Origin of the sequence: Haloplanus sp. GCM10025708 (assembly GCF_042663985.1) — an archaeon.
Lineage (GTDB): Archaea > Halobacteriota > Halobacteria > Halobacteriales > Haloferacaceae > Salinirarus > Salinirarus marinus.
This window is the reverse complement of record NZ_JBHSZA010000011.1, coordinates 1,043,643-1,069,414: the sequence shown is the minus strand read 5'-3', so window position 1 is coordinate 1,069,414 and position 25,772 is coordinate 1,043,643. Positions and strand designations below refer to the sequence as shown.

The window sequence follows — 25,772 nt, the reverse complement described above, 5'->3', positions numbered from 1 at the left end:
CAGTTCGGCGCTCAAACGAGGTCGCCGATGCGACGGGGCTCACCCGAGAGCATCGGGTTCTTCTCGACGATCTGTAACACTTCGTGGTCGGTGACGTCCGGGTAGGACTTCTCCGTCGCTTCCTCGATGAGGCCGCGTTCGAGGCGGAACTCGGTCCCCTCGTAGACGACGTCGACGCCGTGCTCGTCGAAGGAAAGTGCAGTCATATTCGAAAGTTGGCGGTCAGAGAATAAAAGGCTGTACACCGTCGGACGCCCGTCTGACGGGCCGTTTAATAGGCGGGACGTGCACAACACCACCGTGTCACTCGGTTCGGACCCGCTGGATACGCTGAAAATCCCCGACGGCACGACCGCTGAGGAACGTGACCTCGTGACCGACGGCGACGTCATCGTCGGCGGGCAGAGCACCGTCGAGTTCGGCGTCCGCGGACGGAACGTCGTCGCCGGCGAGCGCGCCCGGTTCGGCGGCGACATCGAGGCCGACGGCGACTGCCGACTCGACGTGTGGTGTGACGTCGCCGGTAACGTCCTCGTCGCCGACGACGCCTACCTCGGCGAACGCGTCCACATCGGCGGGCAGTTGATGGTCTCGGGCGACCTCGACATCGGCGACGACGTCGACATCGAACAGGGGTTCGAAGCCAACGGCTGGATCGTCATCCGGAATCCGATGCCGACCCTCGTCTTTTACTTCGTCGTCCTCTCGCAGCTCCTCCGCCTCGGCGAACAGGACGCCGCCGAGGAGATCGCGTCGGCGCTCGCCGGCGACGAGGACGACGACCGCGATCCGCTGGTGATCCCCCGCGGCAGCACCGTCTCCGACGACGCCTGGCGCGTCTCGAAACCCGCCGTCGTCGGCGACGACTGCCGACTCCACGGCAACGTCCGCGCCGAGGAGATCGAGATGGGGTCGGACAACAACGTCTTCGGGAGCCTCCGCGCTCGCGGCGACGTCTCCGTCGCCGAGGGGACGCGCATCCACGGCGACGTCACCACCCGCGGCGGCACCGTCACCCTCGACCCGGACGTGCGCGTCCTCGGCGACGTCTCCTGTACCGACCTCCGACTCCACGAGGAGGCGACGGTCGACGGCACCATCCGCGCCCGCGGCGAGATGCAGATCGTCCGTCCGGACGGGAGTCGATCGATCGAATAACCGAAAGTAAGTTCCCCCTCTCGCGCCGACGTATCGTATGCTCTCTCTCGCCCTGGCCGGCAAGCCAAACGCCGGCAAGTCTACGTTCTACAAGGCGGCGACGATGGCCGACGTGGACGTGGCGAACTACCCGTTCACGACCATCGACGCGAACCGCGGCGTCACCCACGCCCGGACGCGGTGCCCGTGTCTCGACCGGGACGAACGCTGCGGCAACGACAACTGTCACGGCGGCAAGCGCTACGTCCCCGTCGAACTGCTGGACGTCGCCGGCCTCGTCCCCGGCGCACACGAGGGACGGGGACTGGGAAACCAGTTCCTCGACGAGCTGACCAACGCCGACGCCATCGTCAACGTCGTCGACGCCTCCGGCGGCACCAACGCCGAGGGCGAACCGGTCGAGGTCGGCACCTACGACCCCGTCGAAGAGGTGGACTTCATCGAGGAGGAGATGGACCAGTGGCTGGCGGGCATCGTGAACCGCAACTGGGAGTCGGTCGAGCGCAAATCTCGCTCGCCCGATTTCGACGTCGACGAGGCGCTGACGGAACTGCTCACGGGATTCGGCGCGACCGAGGCGGACGTCGCCGCCAGCCTCCGCGAACTCGACTACCCCGAAGACCCCTCCAGTGGACCGACGACCACCGGGAGGCGCTCGCGCGGGACGTCCGCCGGCGCACCAAACCCATCGTCCTCGTCGCCAACAAGGCCGACGTCGCCTCCGAGGAGAACGTCCGCCGCCTGGAGGAGACGGGGAAACCCGTGATTCCGGCGACGGCGGACGGCGAACTCGCGCTCCGGAAGGCGGCCCAAGCGGGGGCAGTCGCCTACGATCCTGGCGACGAGGACTTCGACGTCGTCGGCGACGTGAGCGACGCCCAGCGGTCGGGGCTCGAACGCATCCGCGAGGTGATGGCCGACTACGGTGGGACGGGCGTTCAGGGCGCCCTCGATTTCGCCGTCTACGACCTCCTCGACCGGATTACGGCCTACCCCGTCCAGAACGAATCCAAGTGGACCGACGGCCAGGGGAACGTCCTGCCCGACGCCTTCCTCCTGCCCCGCGGGTCGACGCCGCGTGACCTCGCGTACGCCGTCCACACCGATATCGGCGATGGCTATCTCCACGCCGTCGACGCGCGGTCGGACCGGCGCATCTCCGACTCCTACGAACTCGACGAGGGCGACGTCGTGAAAATCGTCTCGACGGCGAAGTAGCCCCGTTGCGGCGTCGCGATTATTTCTCGTACTCCTTGCGGAATCCCCGGAACTCCGTCCGGTGGGCCTCCTCGTCGCCGAGAATCTGCACGGCGAGGTCCTCGGTCACGTGGTCTTCGGCTTCTTCGGCGGCGTCGATGAGCGCCCGATACGTCGAGATGGCGTCCTCCTCCGCCTCGATGACGCCGTCGATGACCGAGAGCACGTCCGTCGAATCCTCGGGGGTTGGAGCGACATCTGGTGAGCCTCGAAGGCGGCCGACCCCGGCGGCCGCTCGTCCAGCTGTTTCAGTCGGTTGCCGAGCAGTTCCGCGTGGTTGAGTTCCTCCTGGATGTCTTGCTGTAGGGACTCTTTTATCTCCTCGGCGCGCACTCCGTCGAGGACGATCGAGTTCGACAGGTAGTTCATCACCGTCTCTATCTCGTCCCCGTACGCCTTCTGGAGAAGGTCCGTCACCTGTTGTGAAGTCATCGTGGCTGAACGTCTCGTGCCAGCCTCAAAATAGCTCCCCCAACGAGACGTCCTCGTCTCGTTACAGCGACGCGAGGACGTCCCGCATCACGTCTAACGCCTCCCGGAGCGATTCCTCGTCGTTGGCGTAGGAGAGGCGGGCGTACCCCTCGCCCGCGTCGCCGAAGGCGTCGCCGGGGACGACGACGACGCCGGCGTCGAGACAGCCCTCCACGAAGCCGTCGGGCACCTCGGGCATGACGTAGAACGCCCCGTTGGGCGTCGGGACGGAGAGCCCCATGTCGGTGAGGCCGTCGAGGACGAGGTCACGCCGGCGTTCGAATGTGTCGCGCATCTCGGCGACGACGTCTTGTGGTCCCGTGAGCGCCGCCTCGCCGGCGTACTGCGAGGGGCGGCGGCACAGGCCTGGGCGTACTGGTGGACGCGGAGCATCCGTTCGATGCGACGGGTCGACGCGGTGACCCAGCCGAGTCGCCACCCCGTCATCGAGTACGTCTTCGAACAGCCGTTGACGACGACGACGTTGTCGCTCTCGGCGAACTCCATCGGGGAGCGGTGTTCCCCCTCGAAGACGAAATGTTCGTACATCTCGTCGGAGAGACAGAGGACGTCGTGTTCGTCCGCGATGCGGGCGAACTCGCGCACGTCCGCGGGCGAGGAGACTGCGCCTGTCGGGTTGCCGGGGCTGTTGACGACGAACGCTGCGGTGTCGTCGGTGATGGCCTCCTCGACGGCCGCGGGGTCGATGGTCAGGTCGTCGCGCACGGGCACCGGAACGGGCGTCCCGCCCGCGAGTTTCGTCAGGGCGTCGTAGGAGACGAAGCCGGGGTCGGGGATGACGACCTCGTCGCCGGGTTCGACGTGGGCTTCGAGGGCGACGTGGAGGGCTTCGCTCCCGCCCGCCGTGGCGACGACGTCACCCGGATCGATGTCGAGGCCGTTGTCGCGTTCGTGTTTCGCCGCGATGGCCTCGCGGAGCGACTGGATTCCCTTGTTCCCGGTGTAGCCGTCGGCCTTGCCCGCCTCGACGGCGTCGACTGCCGCCGTCCGCGCGTGGTCGGGCGTCGGGAAGTCGGGTTGGCCGAGGCCGAGGTTGATGGCGTCTTCGCCGGCCGCCTCGAACACCTCGCGGATGCCGCTGATGGAGATTCGTTCCACTCGGTCTGCGAACTCGGTCATCGTTACTCGCTCGCCTCGCCCTCGTAGACGTCGCGGAGCGTGCTGATGTTGTCTCCGAGTCGCGAGAGCGCCGCGTCGGCGTCGACGTAGCCGTCGTCGTACTCGTCGTAGACGCGTTCCGCCTCGGACAGGAACTCCTCGACGGCGGTCGCGAGGTCGCGTTCGGATTCGGACATGACCGACACTCCGCTCGCAGGGCATTTATTTCCCACCATCCAAAGGCGGGTGATGCTAACGCTCCGGTACGACGACGGCACGATTCGACTCGACGGCGACGTCCCCGACCTACCGACCGTCGAGTTCGACCCCGGAGCGACGCCGTCCGCGCGCCCGCTCACCAGTACGCGGCCGTCCGTCGCGCGCTCGACGACCGCGGCGTCGACTACGAGGATCGCGTCTTCGAGCCGACCGACCTGGACTTCTCGACGACGTACGACCTCCGAGAGTACCAGCGGGCGGCCCTCGACGCCTGGGAGGCCGCCGACCGGCGGGGCGTCGTCGAACTCCCGACCGGGAGCGGAAAGACCGTCGTCGCCATCGCCGCGATGGCCGCCCTGTCGACGCCGACGCTCGTCGTCGTGCCGACAATCGACCTGCTGGACCAGTGGCGACGCGAACTGATCGAGGAGTTCGACGTCCCGGTGGGCCAGCTCGGCGGCGGCGAGCAACGCCTCGAATCCATCACCGTCTCGACGTACGACTCCGCCTATCTCCGCGCGGACGACGTCGGCGACCGGTTCGGCTTCGTTGTCTTCGACGAGGTCCACCACCTCGGCGGCGAGGGCTACCGCGACGCGGCCCGCCTGCTGGCCGCGCCCGCCCGGATGGGGCTGACCGCGACGTTCGAGCGCCCGGACGGCGCACACGAGATAATCGAGCAACTCGTCGGGCCCGTAGTGTACGCCCTCGACGCCGACGATTTGGCGGGCGACCACCTCGCCGACTACGACGTCCGCCGTATCGAGGTGGAACTCACGCCCGCCGAACGCGAGGCCTACGATGAGGCCCAGGGAACGTTCGTCGACTACCTCCGCACGTCGAACCTCTCGCTTCGCAGCGGGAGCGACTACCGGAAACTCGTGATGCGCTCGGGTAACGACCCCCGGGCGCGGGAAGCCCTGCTGGCGAAACAGCGGGCCCGCGAGATCATGATGAACTCCGACGCAAAAGTGGACGTACTGGAGGACGTCCTCGACAACCACCGCGACGACCGGGTCATCGTCTTCACGGCACACACAGACCTCGTCTACCGCCTCTCGGAGCGGTTTTTGATGCCCGCGATCACGAACGAGACGGGCACGCGCGAACGCCGCGAGATCCTCGATCGCTTTCGCGAGGGGGCGTACGGCCGCGTCGTCACCGCGAACGTCTTAGACGAGGGGGTGGACGTCCCCGACGCCAACGTGGGCGTCGTCCTCTCGGGGAGCGGGAGCGAGCGCGAGTTCACACAGCGACTCGGACGGGTTCTCCGCCCGAAAGCCGACGGCGGCCGGGCGACGCTCTACGAACTCGTGAGCGCGGAGACGGCCGAAGAGCGGGTCGCGGACCGCCGACGGTGACCTACCGTAACTCGACGTTCACGGAGCCGTTGCCGGTGAACGCGTCGTACGTGACGTCGAAGGTGACGGCGACTTCTTTCTCGCTGTCGCCCTCGACGCGCACCGACCGCGTCTCGACGTACGACTCCTCGCCGATGGTGGCATTCGCCCGGAGCGTTCGCGTCTGTGCCGTCTCGCCCTCGTTGACGACTGTCGCGAGCAGTTTCAGGGCACCGTCCGCTGCCTCCTCGACGTCGAGATTCGAGACGCGAACTGTGGTCCGGTCGGTCGGCGGCGGAGTGGATTCGCTCGCAGTCGGCGGATTTCGCGGCCCGGTGGCGCTCGGCGTCGAGAGACACCCGCCGGTCAGCGCGAGGCCGACCAGTCGAATCGCGCCCCGTCGGTCCATATCCCTGCGTCCGTCGGCAGGGGTATGAGGCTTGTCCTCTCGAACGTGCGTCGGCCCTCGGTTCGAGAAACCGCTTCCGCGACCCGACACGAAGGCAGCGCCTCGTGGGACAACGTTTCTCGCGGCGTTCTCGTCGCCTGTACGGCGGGTCACTATCGTTCACCGATCGAACTCGACGCCGGTGAACTCGAACCGGGTCCCGCCCCGGGCACCGTCGCCGATCCCGACGCTCCAGCCGTGGGCAGCCGTTATCTGCTCGACGATCGACAAGCCGAATCCGGTCCCCCGGGGTTCGGTGGAGTGGCCGGTCTCGAAGACGGCGTCGCGGTCGCTTTCGGGAATTCCCGGGCCGTCGTCCTCGACGTAGAAGCCAGCGTCGAGATCGCCGACGGAGACCGTCACTCCGTCTCCGACGTGTTCGACCGCGTTCCGAACGAGGTTTTCCAGGAGCTGTCGGAGGTGGTTCGGATCGGCGCGCACGACGCGGTCCGTCGCGATCACGAGCGTCGCGTCACCCGTTTCGACGGACCGCCAGCTGTCCGTGACGGTCGACCGGAGTTCGACGGGTTCGAGGTCGTTCGGAGCACCCGTCCGTGCAAGCGTCAGCAACTCCTCGACGAGAGTCTGCATGCGCTCGTGAGCGCGTTCGATCTCGTCGAAGTGGTCGTCGTTGCCCGTTTCGCGGGCGAGCGACAGTCGGCCCCGGGCGACCTGAAGCGGATTTCGCAGGTCGTGAGAGACGACGTTCGCGAACCGGTCGAGTCGCTCGTTCGTCTCTCTGAGTTCCCGTTCGCGGGCTTTTTGGGCCGAGATGTCGCGCGTGTTCACGACGTACGCCCCCGTTTCGGTCGTGTTCGAGGAGGCGACGGATTCGACCCAGCAGTACGTCTCGTCGGCCCGTTTATGGCGATATTCGACCGTCTCTACGGTCTCACCCTCGCTCGACACTACGCGTTCGAACGCTTCGAGAACCCGGCTGCGGTCGTCCGGATGGACGTAGTCGGCGACCGGTTCCCCGATCAGCGTCGCCTGGTCGTATCCGAAGATCCGCTCGATCGAGGGACTCTCGTATCGGACGGATCCGTCCGCACCGAGTACCGTCAGCAGATTCGCAGAGTGCAACGGAATCATCTCGAGCGAAACGCCGTCCGAGGTCCGCACAGAGGGGCCAGATTCTCCGCTGTCCATACCCCTCTATCAGATAGCCAGCCTATCACTCCTTCGGCGAACGGACCGGCGTCCGTCCCGACGAATTTCGATCCGGTTTCGCGCTCGTCGGGGTCCGACCGCGTTCGGATCGAGCAACGACCGATCACGGATCAGACGGGGAACGTCGTTGCTCGACGGTCCTTGCGGCGGAGGAGGGCGAGTCCATCGAGGTCACGCAGGATGCTGGAACTGCGAGTGGCACGAAACGCGGTAGATCCGCGTTGAATCGATCGACACAACCGCGGGCGACGAGACTGCCGTCGAGCGAGCCGCACTCATCGACGAGATTACCGATGAATTCACGGGGATCGATCAGGTAGCAACGCTCGAGGAACTCCGTGCAGAGAGCCGCCGGCAACGAAGAACCGACCCGGTGACTACTGAGACGGACGACGCAACGGAGCGACTCGTAATGCCTGATACTGAGCCCCTCTATGACGTTCGTGAGCAAACCGGGAATCCCGAGCACGCATCGGTCGACGACGTGGTCGAGTTCGTGGGGGAGCGGGCGCAGAACCCGCGAACCGAGCACGAGGACGCGCATTTTGATACGGCGGTAGCTGCTCTCGTCGACAGGTACGGAACGGAGTCAGTCCGGACAGTCATCCACCGCATCCTCGTCGACGACGAGCCGTTCCGGACCGCCACGAACGGTCTTGAGATGCGCAACGTCGACGGCGTTCGGATCGGGACCGCAGCCAGCTGGTTCCTCGAGGAGCTGAACGCACAGGACGACAGCTGAGACTGGCGGGACGGTCCCGTTTCAAACACTCTGATGTGCAAGCTCTGTGCATACGCCGAAACGATTATCAGTTTATGTGCAGAACTTGCACATAGAACGAGCGCAAGCGACGATCCGCAACGGGTTCATTTTCAATCGCCGGAGTATCTCGTCGACTGGCTGGACGCAATCGCCGAGCTCTTCGACAAGGATCGGACGGATCTGCTTGTCGAGGCGATTCGCGAGTACATCGAAGACACGGCCGACAGCGAGACGTTTCAGGAACTCGTCGCGACGAAGTACTACGACGGCCGGCTCGAGTTCGAGACGGTCAAGCAGCTGGTCGGCGCCGAAACCGCCCAGCGCCTCCGTCTTCTCAAAGCGGATCTCGAGGATGAGCCACTCGATCTCGCTGCCCCCGACGACGTCGACGTCTACGATGGCGACGCGACGGCGGTCGAGACCGCAGCCGACGACGAGCGATGAGCGGCCGGCGACTGCGAACGGTCGTCACCGACACCAGTGGGCTCGTCAGTCTCGCGGTTCCCCGAGCCGACGCGGCCGTCGACACCGACGCCCCGGACCCGTTTCAGTATCTGCTCACGTCGTGTGACGTATTCGTGCCGCCAGAAGTAGTCGCGGAGCTCCGTGATATCACGCAGTATCAGGATATCTACGCCGCGGCTGCGAACAACGTCCTCGCAGCCCGCAGCTACTACACGGTCGAGGCCCCCTACGAACGCGACGACACTCCGGACTCCCGTCCGACGTTCGGTCTCGACGACGGTGAAACCGACGGGATCGTCCTCGCAAACGCGCTCGACGTCGACGGGTTTCTCACCGACGAGTTCGGCGGGACGAACTTCCCGCTGATTCACGCTGTGCTACAGGGCCCGCGGATCGTCCCGACGCCGCGACTCATCGTCGACTACGCTCGGAATGGGCATCTGAGCCACGAGGCGGTTCGGAGGCTGCTCACGACGATTAGCCCCCATCGGAGCTGGGAGAATAGTCCCTACGTTACGCAATTGCTCCAGCGCCTCGACACGTAACCGGCCTCCGAGTGGCGACGCCGAACACCCAGCGCCGGCGACGACTTCCGAAAGCCCTCGTTCGCTCGACGTCCCGCGACCGCACGAGACATCGGCACATTCGCAGGCGACTGTCGAGGAATCGACGCACGACGACGCGCTGGCCACCGGAAAGTCGGTGTTCGACCGCCTGGTCGGCGCGGACCCACACGCCGGCGCCGTCTTCGACTACTACGTCTGTTTTGATGAGGAAAACACGACGGTCGCGGGCAAGGCGCGATGGGGTGAGCTCCCGACCGCGGCTCCTGTCGACTCCGATGACGGCCAGGATCTCCTCGAGCGTGGGCTGGGAGGCGACGAAAGAAGAGTTCCAGCGGAATCTCGACCGTGTGAATGAGGCGCTCGACGAGCTCAGCGACGAGGCGATCATGCGCGACGAGGACCTCGCGCGGCACGCCTTCCACCAGGTCGGTGCGTACGACGGCCCGACGATATTCCTGTACACCGAACACGGAACCGGCATTCGCCACCGTGGACAGCTAGATCGACTCCTCGAAGAGAGTGAAGAGCTCTGGATCGTGCCCGCTGACGTCCACTTGTAAACTACCCTACCCTACTCGCTCACGGCTTCGCCGTTCGCTTTGTTGAGGGCGGAGTTTTCGCGTGAACTCCCGTTCTGTCCGCCGTCGGCGGAAGGCTCGTAATCGCCATTCACGTTCAACGTCCCGCGATTCAAGCGCACGTTTACGGGTGCGCTTCCGTCCGACGACTTTTGCGCCGAGCGGAGGTACTTCAGGCCAATATTCTTCGCCGTCGCAAAGTCGCTACGCGACTTTGCTGCCCGCCGGACGTAGTCCGGCGACCGCGTTGTAGTCTGCATGGGGCGAGTATCCACACTTCAGGCACTCGAATACGGCCTGCCCGTCCGAGGTTGGACGGTTGTTCTCGTGAGTGAACCCGCACTTAGAACACCGCTGGCTCGTGTACGCAGGACTCACCTGTTCGACCGAGATCCCGACTACCGCGGCTTTGTACTCGACGTACTCGAATAGCCGTCGGAACGCCCATGTGTAGAACTTCTTGGCACGGGGCATCCGCTCACGAATTCCCGTCAGGTTTTCGAACGAAATCACGTCACAGCCATAATCGACGGCTTCCGCGACGAGTTCCTTCGAGACGGTATGTGAGAAGTGGTCATAGCGGCCCGTCTCAGTACGTCCGACCGACTGGATGGTTTCGTGAGCGGCTCGCGTTCCACGCTGTTGAAGCGAGCCGCGCCGTTCTCGAACTCGCGGTGCCAGTGGTTCAGCTCAGACCCGTTCCAGAACGTACCCGTTGAGGTGACAGCGACGTTTTCGATGCCGAGGTCAACACCGAGGACTGTGCTGTGCCCGGCGTTGCCTTCTTCGGCAGTCTCGAACTCCACATCCGCCTTTGTTCGGACGTGAAGATAGAACTCGTCGTCTCGGTAGTGGAGTTCCGCACCAGTCACCTCGTAGTCGTCGTTGAACAGGTACTCTGAGTGGGGCGTCTCGCGAATCTCGTCGGGGAGAACGTATTCGGTGGTGATCCGTCCCTCGACTGTCGAAAGTGTGGCGTGGTCGTCGTTGAACGTCGCACACCGCTTGTCGTAGACGAGCGTCGGCGCGGTGAAGTTCGGCTTCCCCGCGTCGCCACCTTGCTTCCAACGAGTAACGACGCTCTGTACGGCATCGGCAGCCTTGTTGCGGGCGTTCTGGACGAGGTTCGCTTGCAGTCGTGTCTCGGCCCGCACGTGGTCGTAGGTTTCGCGTTGGAGTTCGGCTTTACTCGTAGTCTTATACTCGCCTTGCCAAGCGTGGTCCACGACGTAGTTGGCAGCCCACAGAAACTCAGAGATGGTCTCGTGGAGGAGGTCGGCGTCGCTGTCGGCCACGTCCAGTTTGACGGGGACAGTACGGCGTACCTCCATCCGTATTTCAGATGTGCACCTGTGTTTTTATATTAAGCCGACTCAGTAGGGAGAGCGCGTGCCGGAGAGCAGTCGGAAGTTCTGGTTGCTGTTGAACGCGAATCGGTGGCTGGTCGCCGCTGGAATCGCGGGCGGCGTGTTCCTCGCGCTCGCCATCATCGGGCACCTCCACCCGACCGGGACGCCGGCGCTGTTCAGCCAGGCGGACCCTATCGAGACGCTGTTCCAGGGGCTGCTCACGTCCATCATCACGGGCGTCACGCTCGTGCTCACGCTCAGCCAACTCGTCCTCTCCCAGGAACAGGGGCCGGTCGGGGACCAGCGCGAACGCATGGAGGGCGCGATGGCGTTCCGGAAGGACGTCGAGGATGTCATCGAGGAGCCTGTGAGTCCCGCCCAACCCTCGGCGTTCCTCCGGTCGCTCGTGAAACTCACGAAGCGCCACACGGACGCCCTCCAGGACGCCATCGCAGACATCGACGACGACAACCTGAACGACCAGGTGGCCGCGTTCACAGAGAACGTGAAGCGGAACGCGGACGCCGTCCAGAGCAATCTCGAAGGCTCCCAGTTCGGCGAGTTTGACGTGGTGTTTTCCGCGCTGAACTACAACTACTCGTGGAAGTTGTACGCGGCGCGCCGCATTCGCGCAGAGAACAAGGACGTGCTCACCGAGGAAGCGCACCACGCGTTCGACGAACTCATCAACGCGCTCGAACTGTTCGGACCGGCGCGCGAGCATTTCAAGACGCTGTATTTCCAGTGGGCGCTTATCGACCTCTCCCGGACGATGCTGTACGCGTCCATCCCCGCGCTCCTCACGGCGGTCGCGGGCGTCGTCTACCTCGAACCGGCGCTGTTCCCGGAGACCGTGTTCGGCGTGCGCACGCTCGTCGTGGTGGTGAGCGCGGGCGTCGCCGTCTCCCTGCTACCGTTCGCGTTCCTATTATCCTACATCCTCCGCATCGTCACCGTGACGAAGCGCACGCTCTCCATCGGGCCGTTCATCCTCCGAGAGACCGACCGATCCCGCGATCTCGACTGGGGCGAACCCGAAGCGAAGAGCGGAGAGAGCGAGGGGTCGGCGACGAGGGTGGGTAACGCGGACGTCGGCCGTTCACTCGGCCCATCGGGCGTTCTCGTAGCCGAGATAGAGTCCATCACGTCCTCGAACTCGAACCCGGGGGGATCGTCCAGTACGGCGATCCGGATATCAGGGTATCATAGAATGAGTTACCCACTGACTCGTTAGAAGCCCCGATTACGACGCGTGTAGAAAACTGTGAGGCCGAGTACACAGAGGCCGATCCCCCACCAAAGGTCATCCCCGGGCAGTAGTGTAAGGATAATTGTCACGAAACCTGATGACAGAAGCGACCATCCAAGCGTTGTCTGGGATGACATAGCGGTCATAGCAGGGGAGAGCGGTTAAATCACCTGGAGGAGACATAAGTACATCTACTGAGTGGTATTTCATTTAGCCTCATGGAGAATATAATATCCTGTGAACGGTTCTATGACAGGCTCCGTAGTGCTAACTGTGACTACCGAGAAATCCGGTCGACCGCGCTCCCCTGTCACTCTCCGACTTGGCCTCGTCGTTGTATAAGTCGTCAGCGAGGCGTACCCCGCCCGGGTATCGGCCGTGATGACGATCATATTCGGCGCTGGGTACGCTGACGCCGGGTCCCCGTCATCGAGGCCAGTCGATCTCACGTGCTCTCAGTACTGTCGCAACCGTTGAATGATGAGTCAGGATAATTCGATTCAGAATGATAGATTAATGATAGTTATTTTGCGGCGTGCGAGATATAGAGGCTTAATTCAGCACGGGCATCATGGGCGATGCCTCAGAACCAAATGTTCAGGCACCCATCTTCGCTGGGTTCATCATCCCTTCCTTGACGCCGAAGTGGATGAGCAGGAGATTGACGGGAAACGCTGCAAGAAGCCCCATCGTGAGTGAGAACACCAGTGCCGTCCAGAACAGTATCTCGCCCATCCCAGCTTCGCCGGCGAGCCAGACATCCGTTCCTATGGCGACAATCTCCATGACGGTGATGCTGGCGGTCTCCGAATAGAAGGCGTCTGTGAGCGCCTCATCGAGCCCGACACCTTCCTGCATCAGCGGCCCAACCGTCAACAGATAACCGCCCAAGTACGCCAATATGAAGGAGAGAAGGATCGTGCCGGTTGTTTTGAACGAAAGCAGACCGACTGCAATAGAGACGCCGAGGACCTCTCCGGTCCCGCATCCTGAATAACAGTGGCTGACCGAGCGAAAGCCCCTCCGCCAGAGGGAGTCGTGGTCAATCTGCGTCCGTCCCGACCACCAGTAGCCGGCAAGTCCGATCGGCCCGGAGTACAGTACGGTGAACCCCCAGACGAACTTCATCAAACTCGCAAGTTCCGAATTGTTTTTCCAGAGATCGCATATGAGCACGGAGAGTGAGAGCGCGACGGCTACACCCCACATTGTGAGGTACATTGGGTTTGTGAGGAGACTCTGTAACGTCTGCTGAATTCCCATTACCAATTGAAGCGGCGGTAGCCTTTACGGCGTTTTGGTTGATTTCGTGATCTGGGACCGGATATCACTCGTTTCGGGTCACATCATTCAGTGCTGCATACGCGCGCGATATGCAGCACGGGCATCCAAACTTGACAGATGTGAGTACTCCCGACAGCCCTCATGCTAGGCTGGTCATCATCGACTAGTTCCCAAAACCCGGCGAGAAAGAGGGACCACGACGGAAGAACCTCTCAACGATAGACGTCGGAGAGCAAACAGGAGGACTCGGCGTTCAGGCGTCAGTACCGTCCGAAATAGTATCCGTCGGGATTCACTCATTCCCACAGAGATGGCTCCTGACAGCTACGATACGACTCGTGACTACCAGACGATCCTCCGTTTCCAGATCGAGGAGGGGTTGAAGGAGCTTGAGCGCCCGGCTCAGGGCCAGTTCCTGTCGTCGCTTTCGTGTGGGCTCACGCTCGGCATCGGCGTCTTCAGCCTGCTCATGGTCACGACAGTACTCGGGCCCTTGTTCGGCGATGGAGCGGTGTATCTCCTCCGATCGGGGGCGTACACGTTTGGGTTCGTCCTCGCGATCATGAGCCAGACGGAACTGTTCACAGAACACACCACTCTCGCCGTGTTCCCCGTTCTTTCCGGGGATGCCACGTCACGCAGTCTCGGTCGGCTGTGGACTCTCGTGTTTGTCGGGAATATCGTCGGCGGGATGCTGTTTGCCGGATTCATCTCCGTAAGTGGTCCCGCCCTCGACCTGATCGAACCGGAGATCTTCATCGATGTCGCCAGCACGTTCATCGAACTCTCTCCGCTCGCCGTCGTCACCGGCGGGATCATGGCCGGTTGGTTGATGGCACTGCTGTCCTGGATTCACACCTCCGTGGGCGACAGTATCAGCCGCATCGTCATCATCATCGTCTGTACGTTCCCGATCGGATTCGGGCACCTCCCACACTGTGTCGCTGGCAACATCGAAGTCATCGCCGGGATGCTCGCTGGCGCCGATATCTCCCTCCTCCAGTGGGCGCAGTTTCTCACACTCACCACGGTCGGGAACATCGTCGGTGGCGTCGTGTTCGTTGCCCTGCTAAACTACAGCCACGTCGTCTGGGGGACCGAAGGGAAGACCGTCGCCGAGTCCATCGAGGCGACCGAAGAGTAGGGAAACGACCTCACGGGAGCCGTCGGTCGTAGACGCGAGGGGTCGGCGGTGTGAATAGGCCTGGGAGGAGCCGCTACGAGAGCATTCGTAGGACGAGACGGTGGGAGGCATCACTCGCTGTCGGTTCGCTCCTCGGGTGGGACGAACGGGCCGACTGAGACAGTGTGGCGAGCGATGGTTGCCGCACGGAACATGTACGCGATGCACACCGCAAGCGGCGTGACGACGATCCCGAGACCGAGGCTGAACGCTAGCGGGAGATACGGTTCCGGAACGGTGACGGAGTCAGGCCGGTAAATGAGGGCCATTACGACGCTGGCGGCGAGGGCTACGAGGCCACTGTACGCGACCACACGGGAGAGTCGAGCGAAGTCCTGCTGGAAGCGAGAGTGTCTTGAAGAACTGCCGTGTGACGGCGATCGCCTCCAAGAGGTCGTCGATCGCATCGAGTTCCGACTCGGCGGCCGGAGAGAACTGGTTGTACTCGTTCTGGAGATGTTCTGTCGCGGTCATGTTCCGTGCGTATTCGGTACCCAGGATGACCTCCAGAACGTTTACGATGGCTGTCTGACTCTCTATCTTCTCCGAGATGCTCTCACCGTAGGTGGCGATTCCCTCCGCGTAGTCTTGGGCCTCGTCAACCACAGTCCACGTATCCAACCGAACTACGATCTGGATTGCGGTATCGAGTGTGACTCAATCACTCTGGCCGACATCGAGATCGAGAATCCGGTCAGGTGAATCTGGGACCAACCAGGCCGGGACGACTCGCGTGAGGACAACCATCCCCGTCAGTTCGACAAGCGTCTGGGTGACGACGACCGCCGGTGCGAGCGCGTAGCCCGATGGAAGCGCGAGTGCCAGCGGGAGGATGACTAGCGAATTCCTCGTGACGGAGGTGAACACCAGCGCCCGGCTCTCGCCAGCCTCCATCCCGAGCACTCCCGCCACCAACCGACCGAGCAACGGCATAACGACGAGAAACGCCACGTACACAGGGACGACCGACGCGATCTGTCCGATCGAGTCCTGCACGCGCGGCAGCTGTGAGGCGATGACGACGAATAACGTCGCACCCATCATCGGCACCGGCAACCACCCCATCGTATCTTGCCACTGTGCGCCCCGGTTGGAGCGCTCCGCCCAGTATTCGGTCGCCCACGCGAGCGTCAGCGGCAGCGCGATGATGACGACGAACGCTTCGATGAACGGCCCGGCCTCGATGAACTCAGCTACCTGCTGACCCATGAACAGCCAGAGGTACAGCGGGAGCAACAGCAGCTGGATGAGCATCAGTGCCGGCGTCGCGGCCGTAATCTGCTCGGCGTCACCACCTGCAAGCTCCGTGAACGTGATGACGTAGTCGATACACGGCGTCAACAACACCATAAACGCCCCCACGAGAATCACCGGTTCCTGCGGGAGGAATCGTGTGAGCCCGAACACGACGACCGGGACGACCACGAAATTCATCCCGAGCGCGGCTGCCATAAACCGGCCGTTCCGGAACGCCCGCCGAATCCGAACGAACGGGATCTCGAGGAACGTCACGTACAACAACACCGCTAACACGGGGTTAATGAGCGGTTCCAGGACCGAGCTCGCGCTCGGGAGGCCGAGGCCGATCCCAATCGCGAGAAGGACCGCAACGGCGTAGAGTCCAACTTGATTGTGTTGAATCCACTGTTTCGAGAGTCGTGTCATACTGTAAGTGTGAGCGGGCGACTGTGTTCGTCGGTTGTGGTCGGATACATTAGTGATGTACGTCCGTCTATTCGGGGAGCGGACAGCCGGCGATTTCACCGCCACGCATTCCGTCGGCTAACCAGTAGAGCGAGAGCAGCAATACGAACACTGCAAGAACACTGAATTCGAGACCATCGAGCGGAAGCGCGAGGAGGAGGCCGGACACACCAGCGACTGAGAGAAGTCCGGCAAGGACGGCCGACCCGCACGCAGCACACCCAGCCCCGAGCGTTCCGAGAACGATCCCTCCGAGGCTGCCGGATCCTTGACCGACCGATAATCTGTGTTCGCGAACGTGGTAGGTCGCGACGGCCATATCGATGCCGATGAGGACCGCTGTCAGGGCGAGGACGGTTCCCCGAAGTGTCGTATATGCAGTCCCGATGAACGGATACAGCTCGACGGTGACCGTCGCCCGACTCCCCCACGGCAGACTGCTGCCGAGGACGATCTGTCGGAGGATGGCTACATTACGTGAGAACACGAATACAGAGAGCCCGAGAACAGCGTATCCGACGGCGAGGACGGCGTACTGCGGTAGAGAGAGGACAAGTCGGACCGTGCGGCCAACAAGTCGCCACTCGTCAACGGTGGTCAGTAACCGAGGACGGAGGTCAACAGTCATCCGAAATCACATCCCTAGTGAGTTCGCGAACACGTCGTACGATTGCGGACCGACGATTTCGGTCGCGAATGAACCCCCGCTGAATAGGAAAAACGTCGGCGTTCCCCGCACGCCCGCATCTCGCGACGCTTGCAAATCCACGTCCACTGCATCCCGTGACGTTTCACTCTGGACATCACTGACGACAGCGTCCGCGTCAACGTCGGTCTGGTCGGCCAAGTACTGGCTGGTCACTTCCTGAACGGTTTCTATCCCGATGTTCGCCTGCTCTCTGTAGTAGAACGCTTTGAGTCCCCAGAACGCCTCGGCACTGCGGTTATAGGTCGCCTCTAGAGCCAGAACAGCAGGGTCACCCCACGGGTAGACGACGGGAATCCCGCGGAAGACGAACGAGACTCGCCCGGGGTCGATGAGTTCGGATTTTAACTGGGGAACGTGGAGCGCTCGAACCGGGCACAGGCCGGGCACGACGGATCTTCGAACGCGACGATCGTTCCCTCAGCCGCCGACGGCGAGGGGCCAAGCGTTGGCTGCGTCCCGAGACTCGTCGCCGCGGCGTGCTCAGTCATCGATTTCCCGCCACCGGAGCCACCGAGGAGCGCCGCTCCGGCGACGCCACCAAGACCGAGCACTCCTCCGAGCAACACCTGCCGTCTGCTGAGACCGATATTCGCGACCGCACCGACGGGGCCCTGATGGGCCAGTCGCTCACGAAACGTCAGCCCGCCGACTTCGGACGTTGCCCGTGCTCGAGCTTCGTTCGACAGGCTGTCCTCGTGGACTGTGAGCCAGTGCGTGTACAACGCGTTCCGGTCTTCGAACTCGGTGCCGCAGTAGTGACAGGCACCGTGGGCATCCCAGCAGTGGTCGTCGAGGCCGGATTCGGACGTGAAGCCGGCACCGCAGATCGGACAGGTGTGATCCGTCATACGAGTCCAGTCACCTCTTGGGTGTCGAGGCCGATGAGTACGACCGCAGCTGCGAGGACTCCGAGATTCTGCCAGGTGGGCCCGGCAGTAATCGCGGCGACGACCATAATCGGGATAATGAGGAGGCCCGCGAGCCACGAAAGCTGATCGAGAAGTAACAGCCCGGCGGCGGCGAGCTCGAGACTACCGACAACTGGGACCAGCACAGCCGGTGCCGGCAGCCCCAGCGATTCGAAGAACCGAACCGACGTCCCGTAGGTGATGAACTTACTCGCTCCCGGCACGAGCAACAGTGCTGCGATGCCGATGCGGAGAACCGGGCGGAGATTACGTCGGATATCGATATCGCCGTCCTCTGACTCGTGTGCCATCGATCAGTTCCGAGGGTGCTCCTTCTCGTCGAGCCCCTCGCGGATCTCCGAGAGCGTCCCGTTCTGCGCGTGTTTGTCGATCCACTCCTGATGCGTGTCATCCCGGCGAGCTTTCTCCTCGATGTGCTCCGCCACCTTGGCAGTCGCAAACTGCGCTTTCGCGTTGTCCGAGGAATTACGGACCGGACAGTCCTCTCCGACGGCGTCAGTCATGCGTAGTGTTCCTCCAGATAGGCGACGATGTCGTCGGATTCATACATCGTCACGCCGCGCTGGTGATCGACGAGGAAGGGAATCTGGTCTTCCCCGCCGAGCGTGCGGAGCTGGTCGTGGGTCTGTTCGTTGCGCGTTTCGCCGGCGGCAGAGCGGGGGTTGTGGGCGACGTACGAGACGCCGAGATCGGTCAGCGTCTTGCGGACTTTCGCGGAGTGTTGACACCCCTCTGCCTGATAGAGTTCTAACATGGACAGCGTGAGTCAACGGCTGGGCCATTCAGACGTGCGCGTGAGCGCGATCGTGAATAGCCTCGGTGATTGCTTCGAGATCGATCTTGCCATCGTGGTCGTCTTTGTCCCAGACGAGGTCATCGTCCGCGTGGATTTTGAACACGCCGCCGTGACCGGGCTGGAGGCGGACGCCGTCGAGATCTTGCCCGAACTCTTCGAGCAACGTTTCCTGGGTCTCCACGGCGTATTCGAGGAGGCCACACGGCACGCAGTATTCGATGTTGACTTCCGTCATTGCAAATCACCCGAGGAGCGCCTGGAGTATAACTATCATGTACCTGTTACGAAATGAGGTTTCGTCGGCGAAACTATGATTTCGTTTGTATACGACGTATCTTTGAGGAACTACTATCCGGGCGGACGTACAACACAGCGCTATGAGCGACTCAGGGGACGTTCCGGAAGACGAATGTCTGGCGGTGTGGTGTGCGGGCGACGACTGGTGTGCGGTCACGTGCGCGATGGACGTGATCGACAAGAAGTGGCACCCAGTCATTATTCACCGGCTGCTGCGACACGACGCGCTCCGGTTCAACGCACTCAGCAACGAAGTCGGAGAGATTACGAACAAGATGCTTTCGCAGAGCCTCGACGACCTCGAAGAGAAGGAACTGGTCGACCGCGAAATCGTGAATGAGAAGCCCGTCGCCGTCGAATACTCGCTGACCGAGCGGGGAGAGTCGCTGCAACCAGTCATCGACTCGCTCGAGGAGTGGGGGAAAACGTATCTCCGGCCTGCCGAGAGTAAAGACGAATCCGCCTGCTAGGGCGGCCTCATATGTTGGAATTACTAATTGACTGGAATCCTGAACAGTACCACAAGAATGACAGCAACGAATACGACGGAACCGTTCGTCGTCATCGGTGGCGACGCAGCCGGATTGAGTGCCGCGAGCAAACTAAAACGCGAAGCACCGCACAGAGACGCCATCGTCTTTGAGAAGGGGAGCTGGGTCTCGTATGCACATTGTGGCACCCCCTACTTCGTCAAGGGTGACGTAGAGACGTTGACGGACCTCCTCTCGCTGTCTCCGAGCGACATCCGTGACCGCGGAATCGACCTTCGCCGGAACCACGAAGTGATCGCAGTCTCCCCGATGGAACAGACAGTAACAGTCAGAGGACCGGATGGCGAGAAAATCCATCAATCGTACGGCGACCTCCTCGTCGCCACTGGCGCCCGAGCGCTCTCGGAACCGATTTCCGGGTCGCAGCTCGATGGTGTGTTCACGTTACACGGACTGGATTCGGCAGCGAACGTCCGTGCGTTTCTCTCCGATCCCGCGGAGTTCACCGTCGAATCGTTAGGTGGCGACGGCTACGTCGACGAAGCTACCGCGACCCGCTACGGCGCGATGACGCCGCCGGAAACCGTCGCTATCGTCGGCGGTGGATACGTCGGGATCGAGATGGCCGAAGCGTTCTCCGCGTGGGAGCTCGACGTCCACCTCTTTCAGCGGTCGGACCACGTCCTCCCACCGTTCGGGACGGCAGTCGCAGAACGCGTCGAACCCCACCTCGACGAACAGGGGGTCACACTCCACCTCGGAACTGAAGTCGCCGAGTTCAGCGGTGAAGACGGTCGGGTCGACTCGCTCGCCTGTTCGAACGGAACCGAACTCGCCGTCGACGCCGCCCTCGTCGGGATCGGCATCCGTCCGAACGTCCAACTCGCCGCTGAGACGGCCGTGACCCTCGGCGATTCGGGAGCGATCGCTATCGACGAGTACGGGCGGACGTCCGTCGACCACGTATACGCGGCTGGCGACTGCGCCGAGATGCCCCACGTCGTGACCGGTGAGAACACGTGGGTCCCCCTCGGTCTGACTGCTAATCGCGCCGGTCGAGCCATCGGACAGACGGTCGCCGGAAACCCCACTCCGGTCGGACGTATCGCGGGCACTGCCGTCGTCAAAGCGTTCGATCTGGAGTGCGGTCGCGTCGGCCTCACGAACCTCGACCGGGCACGCGACGCGGGATTCGATCCCGTTTCGGAAACTATCACTGCCGGCTCGCGCTCGGGATATTATCCCGGCGTCGCTGAAACGACGGTACGGCTCGTCGCTGACCGGAAGAGTGGTCGACTTCTGGGAGGGAGTATAGTCGGGGGAGACCGAGCAGCCATCCGCATCGACACTCTCGCTACAGCACTCGAAGGTGAATTGTCCATCGAGGAGGTCGAACGACTCGATCTCGCGTATGCCCCGCCGTTCAGTCCGGTCTGGGATCCAATTCTCGTCGCTGCGAAGGTACTCAACGGACAGATATCCTCATAGCGCTTGGAGGTTGGCCTGTACGTTGATCAGCTTCTCCACAATGTGTCGGTTCTGGGCATCGCGTTAATTCCGTACCTCGTGCCCGTCAGAATCTATCGTAGACGACTCGGATTCCTAAACAAGAGACGAACTATATCGCCCGAATGAGACGACCTCGGCGAGACACGAACAGTCGAAGAAGCCGTCCTCGAACGTCTCGACGAAGCAGAGGGGAGAAACCGTCGAGTTACGGATATCCCAAGCGGTCTCTGACCGGGTGAGTACGTGTAGGCTAAGTCGTCCTATTGCGGAAGGCGAACCAGGAATGCAGTGGCAGACCGAAGCTAGTTTCATACTTATATTAACCAACAAAGGCCTCATTTCATTGGAACGTTGGTTAATATCGGCTCGCAGTTCAGGAAAGGGACGAGCAGAGTCCAGAGTTGAGTTCTTTGAATAGTATCGATACCGTCGGGGCAAGTTGTCGATAATTCGCAGTTTCTTGCGCCAGCGCGACGGGAAATCACGGATAGCACGCTCACGGCATCTTACGAAGTATTCTCCAAGACATCCTGGTAGTGCCGGATGAGCGTGTGGACATCGAGCATCGATGCGTCAGGCAGTTCGTCTTGCATCGCGTCCCGGAGATCGCGACGAGCAAGGACGATTCGATAGTACTGTTGCGCATCGAATCCCGTATTCAGCGAGTCGACAGTACTGCAGTTGCTGAAGAACGTATCGAACCGCTCGTACTGGAAGTTCACGTATTCCTCAGGATAGACGCCCATGTGAAGTGTTGTGGCAGTTCGGAGAAGAACTGCTCGATCGATCGCGCTTTCTCGACCGAACGCAGCGGTCGTGAGCGGGTAGTCAACGCGTTCGACCGCCGCTCCCGGTCAGAGCTCCGGCGCTCCTCCCGCGTTCGCCGTCGCGGACGCTCCGGGGTCGCCGAGACTGCCCGCGCTTTCCGCGACCTGGAGGTACGCCGAAGCCATGACGCCGTAGACGAAGATGAACACGACGCCGTTGAAGAGAACGGAGACGAGGTCGCCGAGAGCGGGTCGACCGGCCATCTGCAGGACCGCCGGGAGGGCTCCGACGAGAGAACCGACGAGCCCGGTGACGAGGACGATCACCCCCAGTCGAAGGCGGTTCCCACGCGAGAGGCTCCAACTCCGCTTGAGCGCCTCGACGACGCCTCTGTCCTCGACCCCGACCGAGAAAATAACGAATAGAAAGCAGGCGGCGAGGAACAGCCCCGGCAGGAAAAACAGGAAGAACCCGATCGTCACCGCGAGGGAGACGACGACGCCGACGACGAGCATCGTGAGCGTCGCCCGCCCGAGTCGACGGGTGTACAGTTCGGAGGGGAACGACGATAGCTGTCCGATCGGGCGCGCGAACGCCCGTGAAAGGACCACGAAGTAGACGGCGCTGAAGAGCAGCGCCCCGATCAGGAGGACGCCCGCCACGGGTTCCGAGACCGGTAGCGTCAGCCCGATTACGTCGGCCGCCTCGGGCGGGATTCGGGCTGCGAGAACCGTATTGAGCGACGCGACGAGGAGCGCCTGATGAGCGAGCATGAGCGCGAACAGCACGCCGCCGGTTCGGGTCAGGATTCGCCGGCTTCCGTCGGTGATCGCGGTCGTGAGTCGGAGGGTCATCACTCACGACCACCGCTGGATCGGGGATAAATGCACGAGAGGCTTAAATCGGGGCTTCACCTACCGGCTTCCGACGAGGAGACGCCGATCCGGTTTCCACACTCGGCCTGGGAACGCGGATCGCTGGACGTGACACGGCCGCCGACGTTCACTACTCGCCGGCGGTGACGGCACCGACCACGTCGCCGACGTTCATCGCGACGGCGAGGACGACCGCGAGGACGAGCAAGACGAGCGTCGCGATGACGTTGAGTTTGGGTGCGGTCCCGTAGGCGAGCATCGCGTACATCGTCGTGGTGAGGACGTCCATCGTTCCGGAGACGAAGTACGCGCGGACAAACTCCTCGAACGACCGGACCCACGCGAACAGGAACCCCGCTGCGACGGCGGGGGCGACCGCGGGCAGGGTCACGTCGCGGAACGCCTCGACGGGCGACGCGCCGAGGTCGCGGGCGGCCTCCTCCAGGCTCTCGTCGAAGGTGGCGAGGCGGGCGGACACGAGCAGGACGACGAACGGCAGTCCGTAGACTGCGTGGGTGAGAACCGTCGCGGCGAACCCGGGTGCCACGTCGAGGACGCTCCGGAGATAGATGAGGAGACCGATACCGAGGACGACGCCCGGCACGACCATCGGCAGGACCACGCCGACGCGGAACGCGCCCGACAGCGGGAAGTCGTAGCGCACGAGGGCGACGCTCCCCGGGACGCCGACGGCGGTGGCGGTGACGGCGGCCAGCGTGGCGACGCTGAAACTGTTGGCGACGCTCCGGAGGAGTTCCTCGTCACCGAGCGTCGCCCGGTAGTGCGCGAGCGTGACTCCTTCGAAGGGAAACAGCGTGGAGGCGTTCTCCGCGACCGACAGCGCGACGATGAACACGAGCGGCACCCAGAGGAAGACGAGTACGAGCGCGGTCCACCCGGTGAGCGCGCGGGAGAGCAGGCGGCCGCGGCGCAACGACACCGCCATCTACCGCTCACCCCCGGCGGAGACGCCCATGTCGGCGTAGCGCACCGCGACGGCGAACGCGACGGCGACGAAGACGACGACGAACGTCGCGGCGGCGCTGGCGCTGCGATGTTGTAGGAGTCGACGCGGCCGGCGATGAGCTGTCCGACCATCAACACGGTCGAACCGCTGAGGAACTGCGGCGCGACGAACGCGCCGAGCGCCGGGACGAACACGAACAGCGATCCGGCGACGACGTTCGGTAAGGTCAGCGGCCACAGCACGTCGCGGAACACCTCGATGCGGGACGCGCCGAGGTCGCGAGCGGCGTCCACGAGGTCGAAATCCACGGCGTCGATGCCGGCGTACAGCGTCAACAGCATGTACGGGAACTGGGCGTGCGCGAGGCCGACGACGATGGCGGGCACGCCGAAGTCGAACGCGCCAACGGGACCGAAGCCGAGCACCGCCGCGACGTCGTTGAGGACGCCACCGTCGCCGAACAGCAGGTACCACGAGTAGACGCGGACGAGATACATCGTGAAAAACGGCAACAGCACGAGGAACACGACGATTCGCCGGCCGCGTTCGCGACGCGCGAGGGCGTACGCCACGGGGTACGCTGCCACGAGGCAAACGACGGTGGTGGCGGTCGCGACGACGACCGACAGCGACAGCGACTGGACGAACGGCGTCGTCCAGAAGGGCGTCCCGTCGAACAGCGCGGCGTAGTTCGCCGCCGACGGCTGCCAGATGATCTCGTAGGCGCTGTCGACGCGAGCGAACGACACGGCGACCATGAACGACAGCGGCGCGAGCAGCAACGCTGCGAGCAGGCCGCCGCTCGGCGCGAGCAGCGCCGCGAGCCGCACCCGCCGTGAGGCGATCAGGCGGTCGAACAGCCCCTTCCGGGACCGCTCGGTCGCGGTCGCGTCGGCATCAGCCATCTCAGGCGGTCTTGATCTCTTCCCACGCGGAGCGCCAGGCGTCCTCGTTCTCGACGGCCTTGAACGGAATCATCCCGTCGAGGCGGCTCGGATCGATCGAGCCGTAGAGTTCGTTCCGGCGCTCCGAGAGGTTCGCTGACGTTTTGGGGTTGACGCTCGGTGCGTGTCCCTCGCGAGCGAGCGTCGCGCCCGTCTTCGGGGCGATGTACTCGTCGACGACCTCCCAGGCGAGGTCCGGATGTTCGGACTGCTTCGAGACGACGGCCGCCTCGAACCACGACATCGACCCCTCCTTCGGCGTGGCCATCTTCACCCAGTCGTTCCCGTCGACCCACATGTTCGTGAGGTTCATGCGGCCGGAGTGGCCGACGTGGAAGTCGCCTTTCTTGATGCCCTTCACGAACGAGGCGTCGCCCGCGATGTAGCTCGAGAGATACGATTTCTTCTGGTCGATGAGCGCCGCCTTCACGTCCTCGAGCTGGGACTGGGAGAGCGTGACGCGGTCGCCCTCGAAGGCGTCGTGGAACCCGAGGTGGAGTGCGGCGGCGGTCATCGCCTTGAAGTGGTTGTCGTAGAGGGCGACCTTCCCTTGCAGGTCGACGCCGTCGACGCCCTCGAAGAGGACGCTCCAGGACTCCTCGTGGTCGGGGACGTCCCGGGAGTCGTAGCCGTAGCCGTAGAACCCGAACCGGATCGGAACGCCGTACGACGTCCCGTCGACGGCGAGCTGGCCGTCAGTGAAGTCCTTGAACTTCTCGTAGATGTCGGGGTAGTTCGTCAGGTCGTCGAGAGGCGCGGGTTCGACGAGGCCGGCCTCCGCGAACCGCGGGACGTAGTTGTTGTTCGGGACGGCGATGTCGTACTGTTCGTCCTGCCCCGACTGCCATCCGGAGAACATGTCCGCGGAGGACGTGGACTTCGTGATTTCCAGGTTGACGTCGACGGCCGACTCCACGGCCGCCTGAACGTCGTCGCGAGCGTAGTGTTCCCACGTGATGATGTTGATCGTGGGCGTGCCGGAGCCACCGCCGCCACCGACACATCCCGCGATAGCGCTCGTCGCTACGGTGCCAGTGGCTGCGAGGAAGGACCGACGGTCGAAAGTACCGCGGGCGGTGTCGTCTCCGTTCACGGTGTCGTCACGCGAACTCATTGGTACTATCCCAAAGTGGTTTCCACGGGATAAGGCGCGCGGTTCTCGCA

General features: G+C 63.2%; 28 protein-coding genes and 7 pseudogenes. 11 read left to right on the top strand and 24 right to left on the bottom strand.

The window, feature by feature from the left end; all coding sequences use genetic code 11:
* Positions 1–11 precede the first annotated feature (11 nt).
* Entirely contained in the window at positions 12–206 is a 195-nt protein-coding gene (locus ACFQJD_RS08945) for a DUF5800 family protein (protein WP_379797664.1), read from the bottom strand.
* A gap of 94 nt (positions 207–300) precedes the next feature.
* Between ACFQJD_RS08945 and ACFQJD_RS08940 the strand changes: the two genes are divergently transcribed.
* Positions 301–1,158: a polymer-forming cytoskeletal protein gene (locus ACFQJD_RS08940; protein ID WP_379797662.1), complete on the top strand. Its 858-nt coding sequence runs from the start codon at positions 301–303 to the stop codon at positions 1,156–1,158.
* Positions 1,159–1,195: 37 nt separating this feature from the next.
* Positions 1,196–2,376: pseudogene (locus ACFQJD_RS08935) on the top strand (redox-regulated ATPase YchF).
* A 19-nt stretch (positions 2,377–2,395) separates the two neighbouring features.
* Here ACFQJD_RS08935 and ACFQJD_RS08930 read toward each other — a convergent pair.
* From ACFQJD_RS08930 to ACFQJD_RS08920, 3 genes and pseudogenes are all read right to left on the bottom strand, one after another.
* A pseudogene (locus ACFQJD_RS08930) lies at positions 2,396–2,847 on the bottom strand (ferritin-like domain-containing protein).
* 61 nt (positions 2,848–2,908) lie between these two features.
* Positions 2,909–4,026 (bottom strand): annotated as a pseudogene (locus ACFQJD_RS08925) (pyridoxal phosphate-dependent aminotransferase).
* Positions 4,027–4,028: 2 nt separating this feature from the next.
* The gene (locus tag ACFQJD_RS08920; protein ID WP_379797660.1) at positions 4,029–4,202 is read right to left on the bottom strand and encodes a hypothetical protein; all 174 of its coding nucleotides are present in this window, start codon (positions 4,200–4,202) and stop codon (positions 4,029–4,031) included.
* Positions 4,203–4,254: 52 nt separating this feature from the next.
* On the opposite strand from ACFQJD_RS08920, the pseudogene ACFQJD_RS08915 reads away from it, so the two are divergent.
* Positions 4,255–5,585: pseudogene (locus ACFQJD_RS08915) on the top strand (DEAD/DEAH box helicase).
* Position 5,586: 1 nt separating this feature from the next.
* Here the strand turns inward: ACFQJD_RS08915 and ACFQJD_RS08910 are convergent.
* A complete protein-coding gene (locus ACFQJD_RS08910; RefSeq protein ID WP_379797658.1) occupies positions 5,587–5,973 on the bottom strand; it encodes a hypothetical protein in 387 nt (128 codons plus the stop codon).
* Positions 5,974–6,132: 159 nt separating this feature from the next.
* Complete coding sequence (locus ACFQJD_RS08905; RefSeq protein WP_379797657.1) at positions 6,133–7,104, bottom strand: sensor histidine kinase; 972 nt, start codon at positions 7,102–7,104, stop codon at positions 6,133–6,135.
* Between the two features lie 490 nt (positions 7,105–7,594).
* Between ACFQJD_RS08905 and ACFQJD_RS08900 the strand changes: the two genes are divergently transcribed.
* From ACFQJD_RS08900 to ACFQJD_RS08885, 4 genes and pseudogenes are all read left to right on the top strand, one after another.
* Positions 7,595–7,924 carry a hypothetical protein gene (locus tag ACFQJD_RS08900; RefSeq protein WP_379800461.1) on the top strand — a complete coding sequence of 110 codons (330 nt, stop codon included), beginning with the start codon at positions 7,595–7,597 and terminating at the stop codon, positions 7,922–7,924.
* Between the two features lie 33 nt (positions 7,925–7,957).
* On the top strand, positions 7,958–8,389 hold the full coding sequence (locus ACFQJD_RS08895) for a hypothetical protein (RefSeq protein ID WP_379797655.1): 432 nt from the start codon (positions 7,958–7,960) through the stop codon (positions 8,387–8,389).
* Positions 8,386–8,955, top strand: a complete 570-nt coding sequence (locus ACFQJD_RS08890) for a hypothetical protein (RefSeq protein ID WP_379797653.1) — start codon at positions 8,386–8,388, stop codon at positions 8,953–8,955. Before ACFQJD_RS08895 ends, ACFQJD_RS08890 begins: the two co-directional genes overlap by 4 nt.
* Positions 8,956–9,094: 139 nt before the next feature.
* Positions 9,095–9,536 (top strand): annotated as a pseudogene (locus ACFQJD_RS08885) (hypothetical protein).
* An 11-nt stretch (positions 9,537–9,547) separates the two neighbouring features.
* Here ACFQJD_RS08885 and ACFQJD_RS08880 read toward each other — a convergent pair.
* Positions 9,548–10,885: pseudogene (locus tag ACFQJD_RS08880) on the bottom strand (RNA-guided endonuclease InsQ/TnpB family protein).
* Positions 10,886–10,943: 58 nt separating this feature from the next.
* Here ACFQJD_RS08880 and ACFQJD_RS08875 point away from each other — a divergent pair.
* Positions 10,944–12,137: a hypothetical protein gene (locus ACFQJD_RS08875; protein ID WP_379797652.1), complete on the top strand. Its 1,194-nt coding sequence runs from the start codon at positions 10,944–10,946 to the stop codon at positions 12,135–12,137.
* A gap of 612 nt (positions 12,138–12,749) precedes the next feature.
* On the opposite strand, the gene ACFQJD_RS08870 is transcribed toward ACFQJD_RS08875, so the two are convergent.
* Positions 12,750–13,415 carry a DUF4396 domain-containing protein gene (locus ACFQJD_RS08870; RefSeq protein WP_379797651.1) on the bottom strand — a complete coding sequence of 222 codons (666 nt, stop codon included), beginning with the start codon at positions 13,413–13,415 and terminating at the stop codon, positions 12,750–12,752.
* 331 nt (positions 13,416–13,746) lie between these two features.
* On the opposite strand from ACFQJD_RS08870, the gene ACFQJD_RS08865 reads away from it, so the two are divergent.
* Positions 13,747–14,580, top strand: a complete 834-nt coding sequence (locus ACFQJD_RS08865) for a formate/nitrite transporter family protein (protein ID WP_379797649.1) — start codon at positions 13,747–13,749, stop codon at positions 14,578–14,580.
* A 110-nt stretch (positions 14,581–14,690) separates the two neighbouring features.
* Here ACFQJD_RS08865 and ACFQJD_RS08860 read toward each other — a convergent pair whose 3' ends face one another.
* The 10 genes from ACFQJD_RS08860 to ACFQJD_RS08815 all read right to left on the bottom strand — a co-directional run bounded on the left by ACFQJD_RS08860 (position 14,691) and on the right by ACFQJD_RS08815 (position 18,992).
* On the bottom strand, positions 14,691–14,888 hold the full coding sequence (locus tag ACFQJD_RS08860; RefSeq protein ID WP_379797647.1) for a hypothetical protein: 198 nt from the start codon (positions 14,886–14,888) through the stop codon (positions 14,691–14,693).
* Complete coding sequence (locus tag ACFQJD_RS08855) at positions 14,866–15,225, bottom strand: hypothetical protein (protein ID WP_379797645.1); 360 nt, start codon at positions 15,223–15,225, stop codon at positions 14,866–14,868. The genes ACFQJD_RS08860 and ACFQJD_RS08855 overlap by 23 nt, the downstream gene beginning before the upstream one ends.
* 51 nt (positions 15,226–15,276) lie before the next feature.
* Positions 15,277–16,284, bottom strand: coding sequence for an arsenic resistance protein (locus ACFQJD_RS08850; RefSeq protein ID WP_379797644.1), 1,008 nt, complete (start codon positions 16,282–16,284; stop codon positions 15,277–15,279).
* Between the two features lie 67 nt (positions 16,285–16,351).
* The gene (locus tag ACFQJD_RS08845; RefSeq protein ID WP_379797642.1) at positions 16,352–16,951 is read right to left on the bottom strand and encodes a hypothetical protein; all 600 of its coding nucleotides are present in this window, start codon (positions 16,949–16,951) and stop codon (positions 16,352–16,354) included.
* A 6-nt stretch (positions 16,952–16,957) separates the two neighbouring features.
* The gene (locus ACFQJD_RS08840; RefSeq protein WP_379797640.1) at positions 16,958–17,419 is read right to left on the bottom strand and encodes a DsbA family protein; all 462 of its coding nucleotides are present in this window, start codon (positions 17,417–17,419) and stop codon (positions 16,958–16,960) included.
* Positions 17,374–17,880, bottom strand: coding sequence for a C2H2-type zinc finger protein (locus ACFQJD_RS08835; RefSeq protein ID WP_379797638.1), 507 nt, complete (start codon positions 17,878–17,880; stop codon positions 17,374–17,376). The genes ACFQJD_RS08840 and ACFQJD_RS08835 overlap by 46 nt, the downstream gene beginning before the upstream one ends.
* The gene (locus ACFQJD_RS08830) at positions 17,877–18,251 is read right to left on the bottom strand and encodes a DoxX family membrane protein (RefSeq protein WP_379797636.1); all 375 of its coding nucleotides are present in this window, start codon (positions 18,249–18,251) and stop codon (positions 17,877–17,879) included. Before ACFQJD_RS08830 ends, ACFQJD_RS08835 begins: the two co-directional genes overlap by 4 nt.
* Positions 18,252–18,254: 3 nt before the next feature.
* A complete protein-coding gene (locus ACFQJD_RS08825) occupies positions 18,255–18,464 on the bottom strand; it encodes a hypothetical protein (RefSeq protein ID WP_379797635.1) in 210 nt (69 codons plus the stop codon).
* Positions 18,461–18,715, bottom strand: coding sequence for a glutathione S-transferase N-terminal domain-containing protein (locus ACFQJD_RS08820; RefSeq protein ID WP_379797633.1), 255 nt, complete (start codon positions 18,713–18,715; stop codon positions 18,461–18,463). The genes ACFQJD_RS08825 and ACFQJD_RS08820 overlap by 4 nt, the downstream gene beginning before the upstream one ends.
* A gap of 28 nt (positions 18,716–18,743) precedes the next feature.
* A complete protein-coding gene (locus ACFQJD_RS08815) occupies positions 18,744–18,992 on the bottom strand; it encodes a SelT/SelW/SelH family protein (protein WP_379797631.1) in 249 nt (82 codons plus the stop codon).
* Between the two features lie 226 nt (positions 18,993–19,218).
* Between ACFQJD_RS08815 and ACFQJD_RS08810 the strand changes: the two genes are divergently transcribed.
* Positions 19,219–19,524, top strand: coding sequence for a winged helix-turn-helix transcriptional regulator (locus ACFQJD_RS08810; protein ID WP_379797629.1), 306 nt, complete (start codon positions 19,219–19,221; stop codon positions 19,522–19,524).
* Positions 19,525–19,581: 57 nt separating this feature from the next.
* On the top strand, positions 19,582–21,033 hold the full coding sequence (locus tag ACFQJD_RS08805; protein ID WP_379797627.1) for an FAD-dependent oxidoreductase: 1,452 nt from the start codon (positions 19,582–19,584) through the stop codon (positions 21,031–21,033).
* Between the two features lie 527 nt (positions 21,034–21,560).
* Here the strand turns inward: ACFQJD_RS08805 and ACFQJD_RS08800 are convergent.
* The 6 genes and pseudogenes from ACFQJD_RS08800 to ACFQJD_RS08775 form a co-directional block, all read right to left on the bottom strand.
* Positions 21,561–21,800, bottom strand: a complete 240-nt coding sequence (locus tag ACFQJD_RS08800; protein WP_379797625.1) for a hypothetical protein — start codon at positions 21,798–21,800, stop codon at positions 21,561–21,563.
* A 108-nt stretch (positions 21,801–21,908) separates the two neighbouring features.
* Complete coding sequence (locus ACFQJD_RS08795) at positions 21,909–22,676, bottom strand: hypothetical protein (RefSeq protein ID WP_379797623.1); 768 nt, start codon at positions 22,674–22,676, stop codon at positions 21,909–21,911.
* Positions 22,677–22,827: 151 nt separating this feature from the next.
* On the bottom strand, positions 22,828–23,643 hold the full coding sequence (locus ACFQJD_RS08790) for an ABC transporter permease (protein WP_379797621.1): 816 nt from the start codon (positions 23,641–23,643) through the stop codon (positions 22,828–22,830).
* The gene (locus ACFQJD_RS08785; protein WP_379797619.1) at positions 23,644–23,901 is read right to left on the bottom strand and encodes a hypothetical protein; all 258 of its coding nucleotides are present in this window, start codon (positions 23,899–23,901) and stop codon (positions 23,644–23,646) included.
* Positions 23,826–24,161 (bottom strand): annotated as a pseudogene (locus tag ACFQJD_RS08780) (ABC transporter permease); the annotation flags it as partial. The gene ACFQJD_RS08785 and the pseudogene ACFQJD_RS08780, both read right to left, overlap by 76 nt.
* A gap of 409 nt (positions 24,162–24,570) precedes the next feature.
* Positions 24,571–25,722, bottom strand: coding sequence for an ABC transporter substrate-binding protein (locus ACFQJD_RS08775; RefSeq protein WP_379797617.1), 1,152 nt, complete (start codon positions 25,720–25,722; stop codon positions 24,571–24,573).
* Positions 25,723–25,772: the final 50 nt, after the last annotated feature.

What these genes read in the sequence shown, in the direction of transcription:
- ACFQJD_RS08945 (WP_379797664.1), bottom strand. Translation starts at nt 206, where the DNA reads ATGACTGCACTTTCCTTCGACGAGCACGGCGTCGACGTCGTCTACGAG.
- ACFQJD_RS08920 (WP_379797660.1), bottom strand. Translation starts at nt 4,202, where the DNA reads ATGTCCGAATCCGAACGCGACCTCGCGACCGCCGTCGAGGAGTTCCTG.
- ACFQJD_RS08910 (WP_379797658.1), bottom strand. Translation starts at nt 5,973, where the DNA reads ATGGACCGACGGGGCGCGATTCGACTGGTCGGCCTCGCGCTGACCGGC.
- ACFQJD_RS08905 (WP_379797657.1), bottom strand. Translation starts at nt 7,104, where the DNA reads ATGATTCCGTTGCACTCTGCGAATCTGCTGACGGTACTCGGTGCGGAC.
- ACFQJD_RS08900 (WP_379800461.1), top strand. Translation starts at nt 7,595, where the DNA reads ATGCCTGATACTGAGCCCCTCTATGACGTTCGTGAGCAAACCGGGAAT.
- ACFQJD_RS08895 (WP_379797655.1), top strand. Translation starts at nt 7,958, where the DNA reads ATGTGCAAGCTCTGTGCATACGCCGAAACGATTATCAGTTTATGTGCA.
- ACFQJD_RS08890 (WP_379797653.1), top strand. Translation starts at nt 8,386, where the DNA reads ATGAGCGGCCGGCGACTGCGAACGGTCGTCACCGACACCAGTGGGCTC.
- ACFQJD_RS08870 (WP_379797651.1), bottom strand. Translation starts at nt 13,415, where the DNA reads ATGGGAATTCAGCAGACGTTACAGAGTCTCCTCACAAACCCAATGTAC.
- ACFQJD_RS08865 (WP_379797649.1), top strand. Translation starts at nt 13,747, where the DNA reads ATGGCTCCTGACAGCTACGATACGACTCGTGACTACCAGACGATCCTC.
- ACFQJD_RS08860 (WP_379797647.1), bottom strand. Translation starts at nt 14,888, where the DNA reads ATGGCCCTCATTTACCGGCCTGACTCCGTCACCGTTCCGGAACCGTAT.
- ACFQJD_RS08850 (WP_379797644.1), bottom strand. Translation starts at nt 16,284, where the DNA reads ATGACACGACTCTCGAAACAGTGGATTCAACACAATCAAGTTGGACTC.
- ACFQJD_RS08845 (WP_379797642.1), bottom strand. Translation starts at nt 16,951, where the DNA reads ATGACTGTTGACCTCCGTCCTCGGTTACTGACCACCGTTGACGAGTGG.
- ACFQJD_RS08835 (WP_379797638.1), bottom strand. Translation starts at nt 17,880, where the DNA reads ATGACGGATCACACCTGTCCGATCTGCGGTGCCGGCTTCACGTCCGAA.
- ACFQJD_RS08830 (WP_379797636.1), bottom strand. Translation starts at nt 18,251, where the DNA reads ATGGCACACGAGTCAGAGGACGGCGATATCGATATCCGACGTAATCTC.
- ACFQJD_RS08825 (WP_379797635.1), bottom strand. Translation starts at nt 18,464, where the DNA reads ATGACTGACGCCGTCGGAGAGGACTGTCCGGTCCGTAATTCCTCGGAC.
- ACFQJD_RS08820 (WP_379797633.1), bottom strand. Translation starts at nt 18,715, where the DNA reads ATGTTAGAACTCTATCAGGCAGAGGGGTGTCAACACTCCGCGAAAGTC.
- ACFQJD_RS08815 (WP_379797631.1), bottom strand. Translation starts at nt 18,992, where the DNA reads ATGACGGAAGTCAACATCGAATACTGCGTGCCGTGTGGCCTCCTCGAA.
- ACFQJD_RS08810 (WP_379797629.1), top strand. Translation starts at nt 19,219, where the DNA reads ATGGACGTGATCGACAAGAAGTGGCACCCAGTCATTATTCACCGGCTG.
- ACFQJD_RS08805 (WP_379797627.1), top strand. Translation starts at nt 19,582, where the DNA reads ATGACAGCAACGAATACGACGGAACCGTTCGTCGTCATCGGTGGCGAC.
- ACFQJD_RS08800 (WP_379797625.1), bottom strand. Translation starts at nt 21,800, where the DNA reads ATGGGCGTCTATCCTGAGGAATACGTGAACTTCCAGTACGAGCGGTTC.
- ACFQJD_RS08795 (WP_379797623.1), bottom strand. Translation starts at nt 22,676, where the DNA reads ATGACCCTCCGACTCACGACCGCGATCACCGACGGAAGCCGGCGAATC.
- ACFQJD_RS08790 (WP_379797621.1), bottom strand. Translation starts at nt 23,643, where the DNA reads ATGGCGGTGTCGTTGCGCCGCGGCCGCCTGCTCTCCCGCGCGCTCACC.
- ACFQJD_RS08775 (WP_379797617.1), bottom strand. Translation starts at nt 25,722, where the DNA reads ATGAGTTCGCGTGACGACACCGTGAACGGAGACGACACCGCCCGCGGT.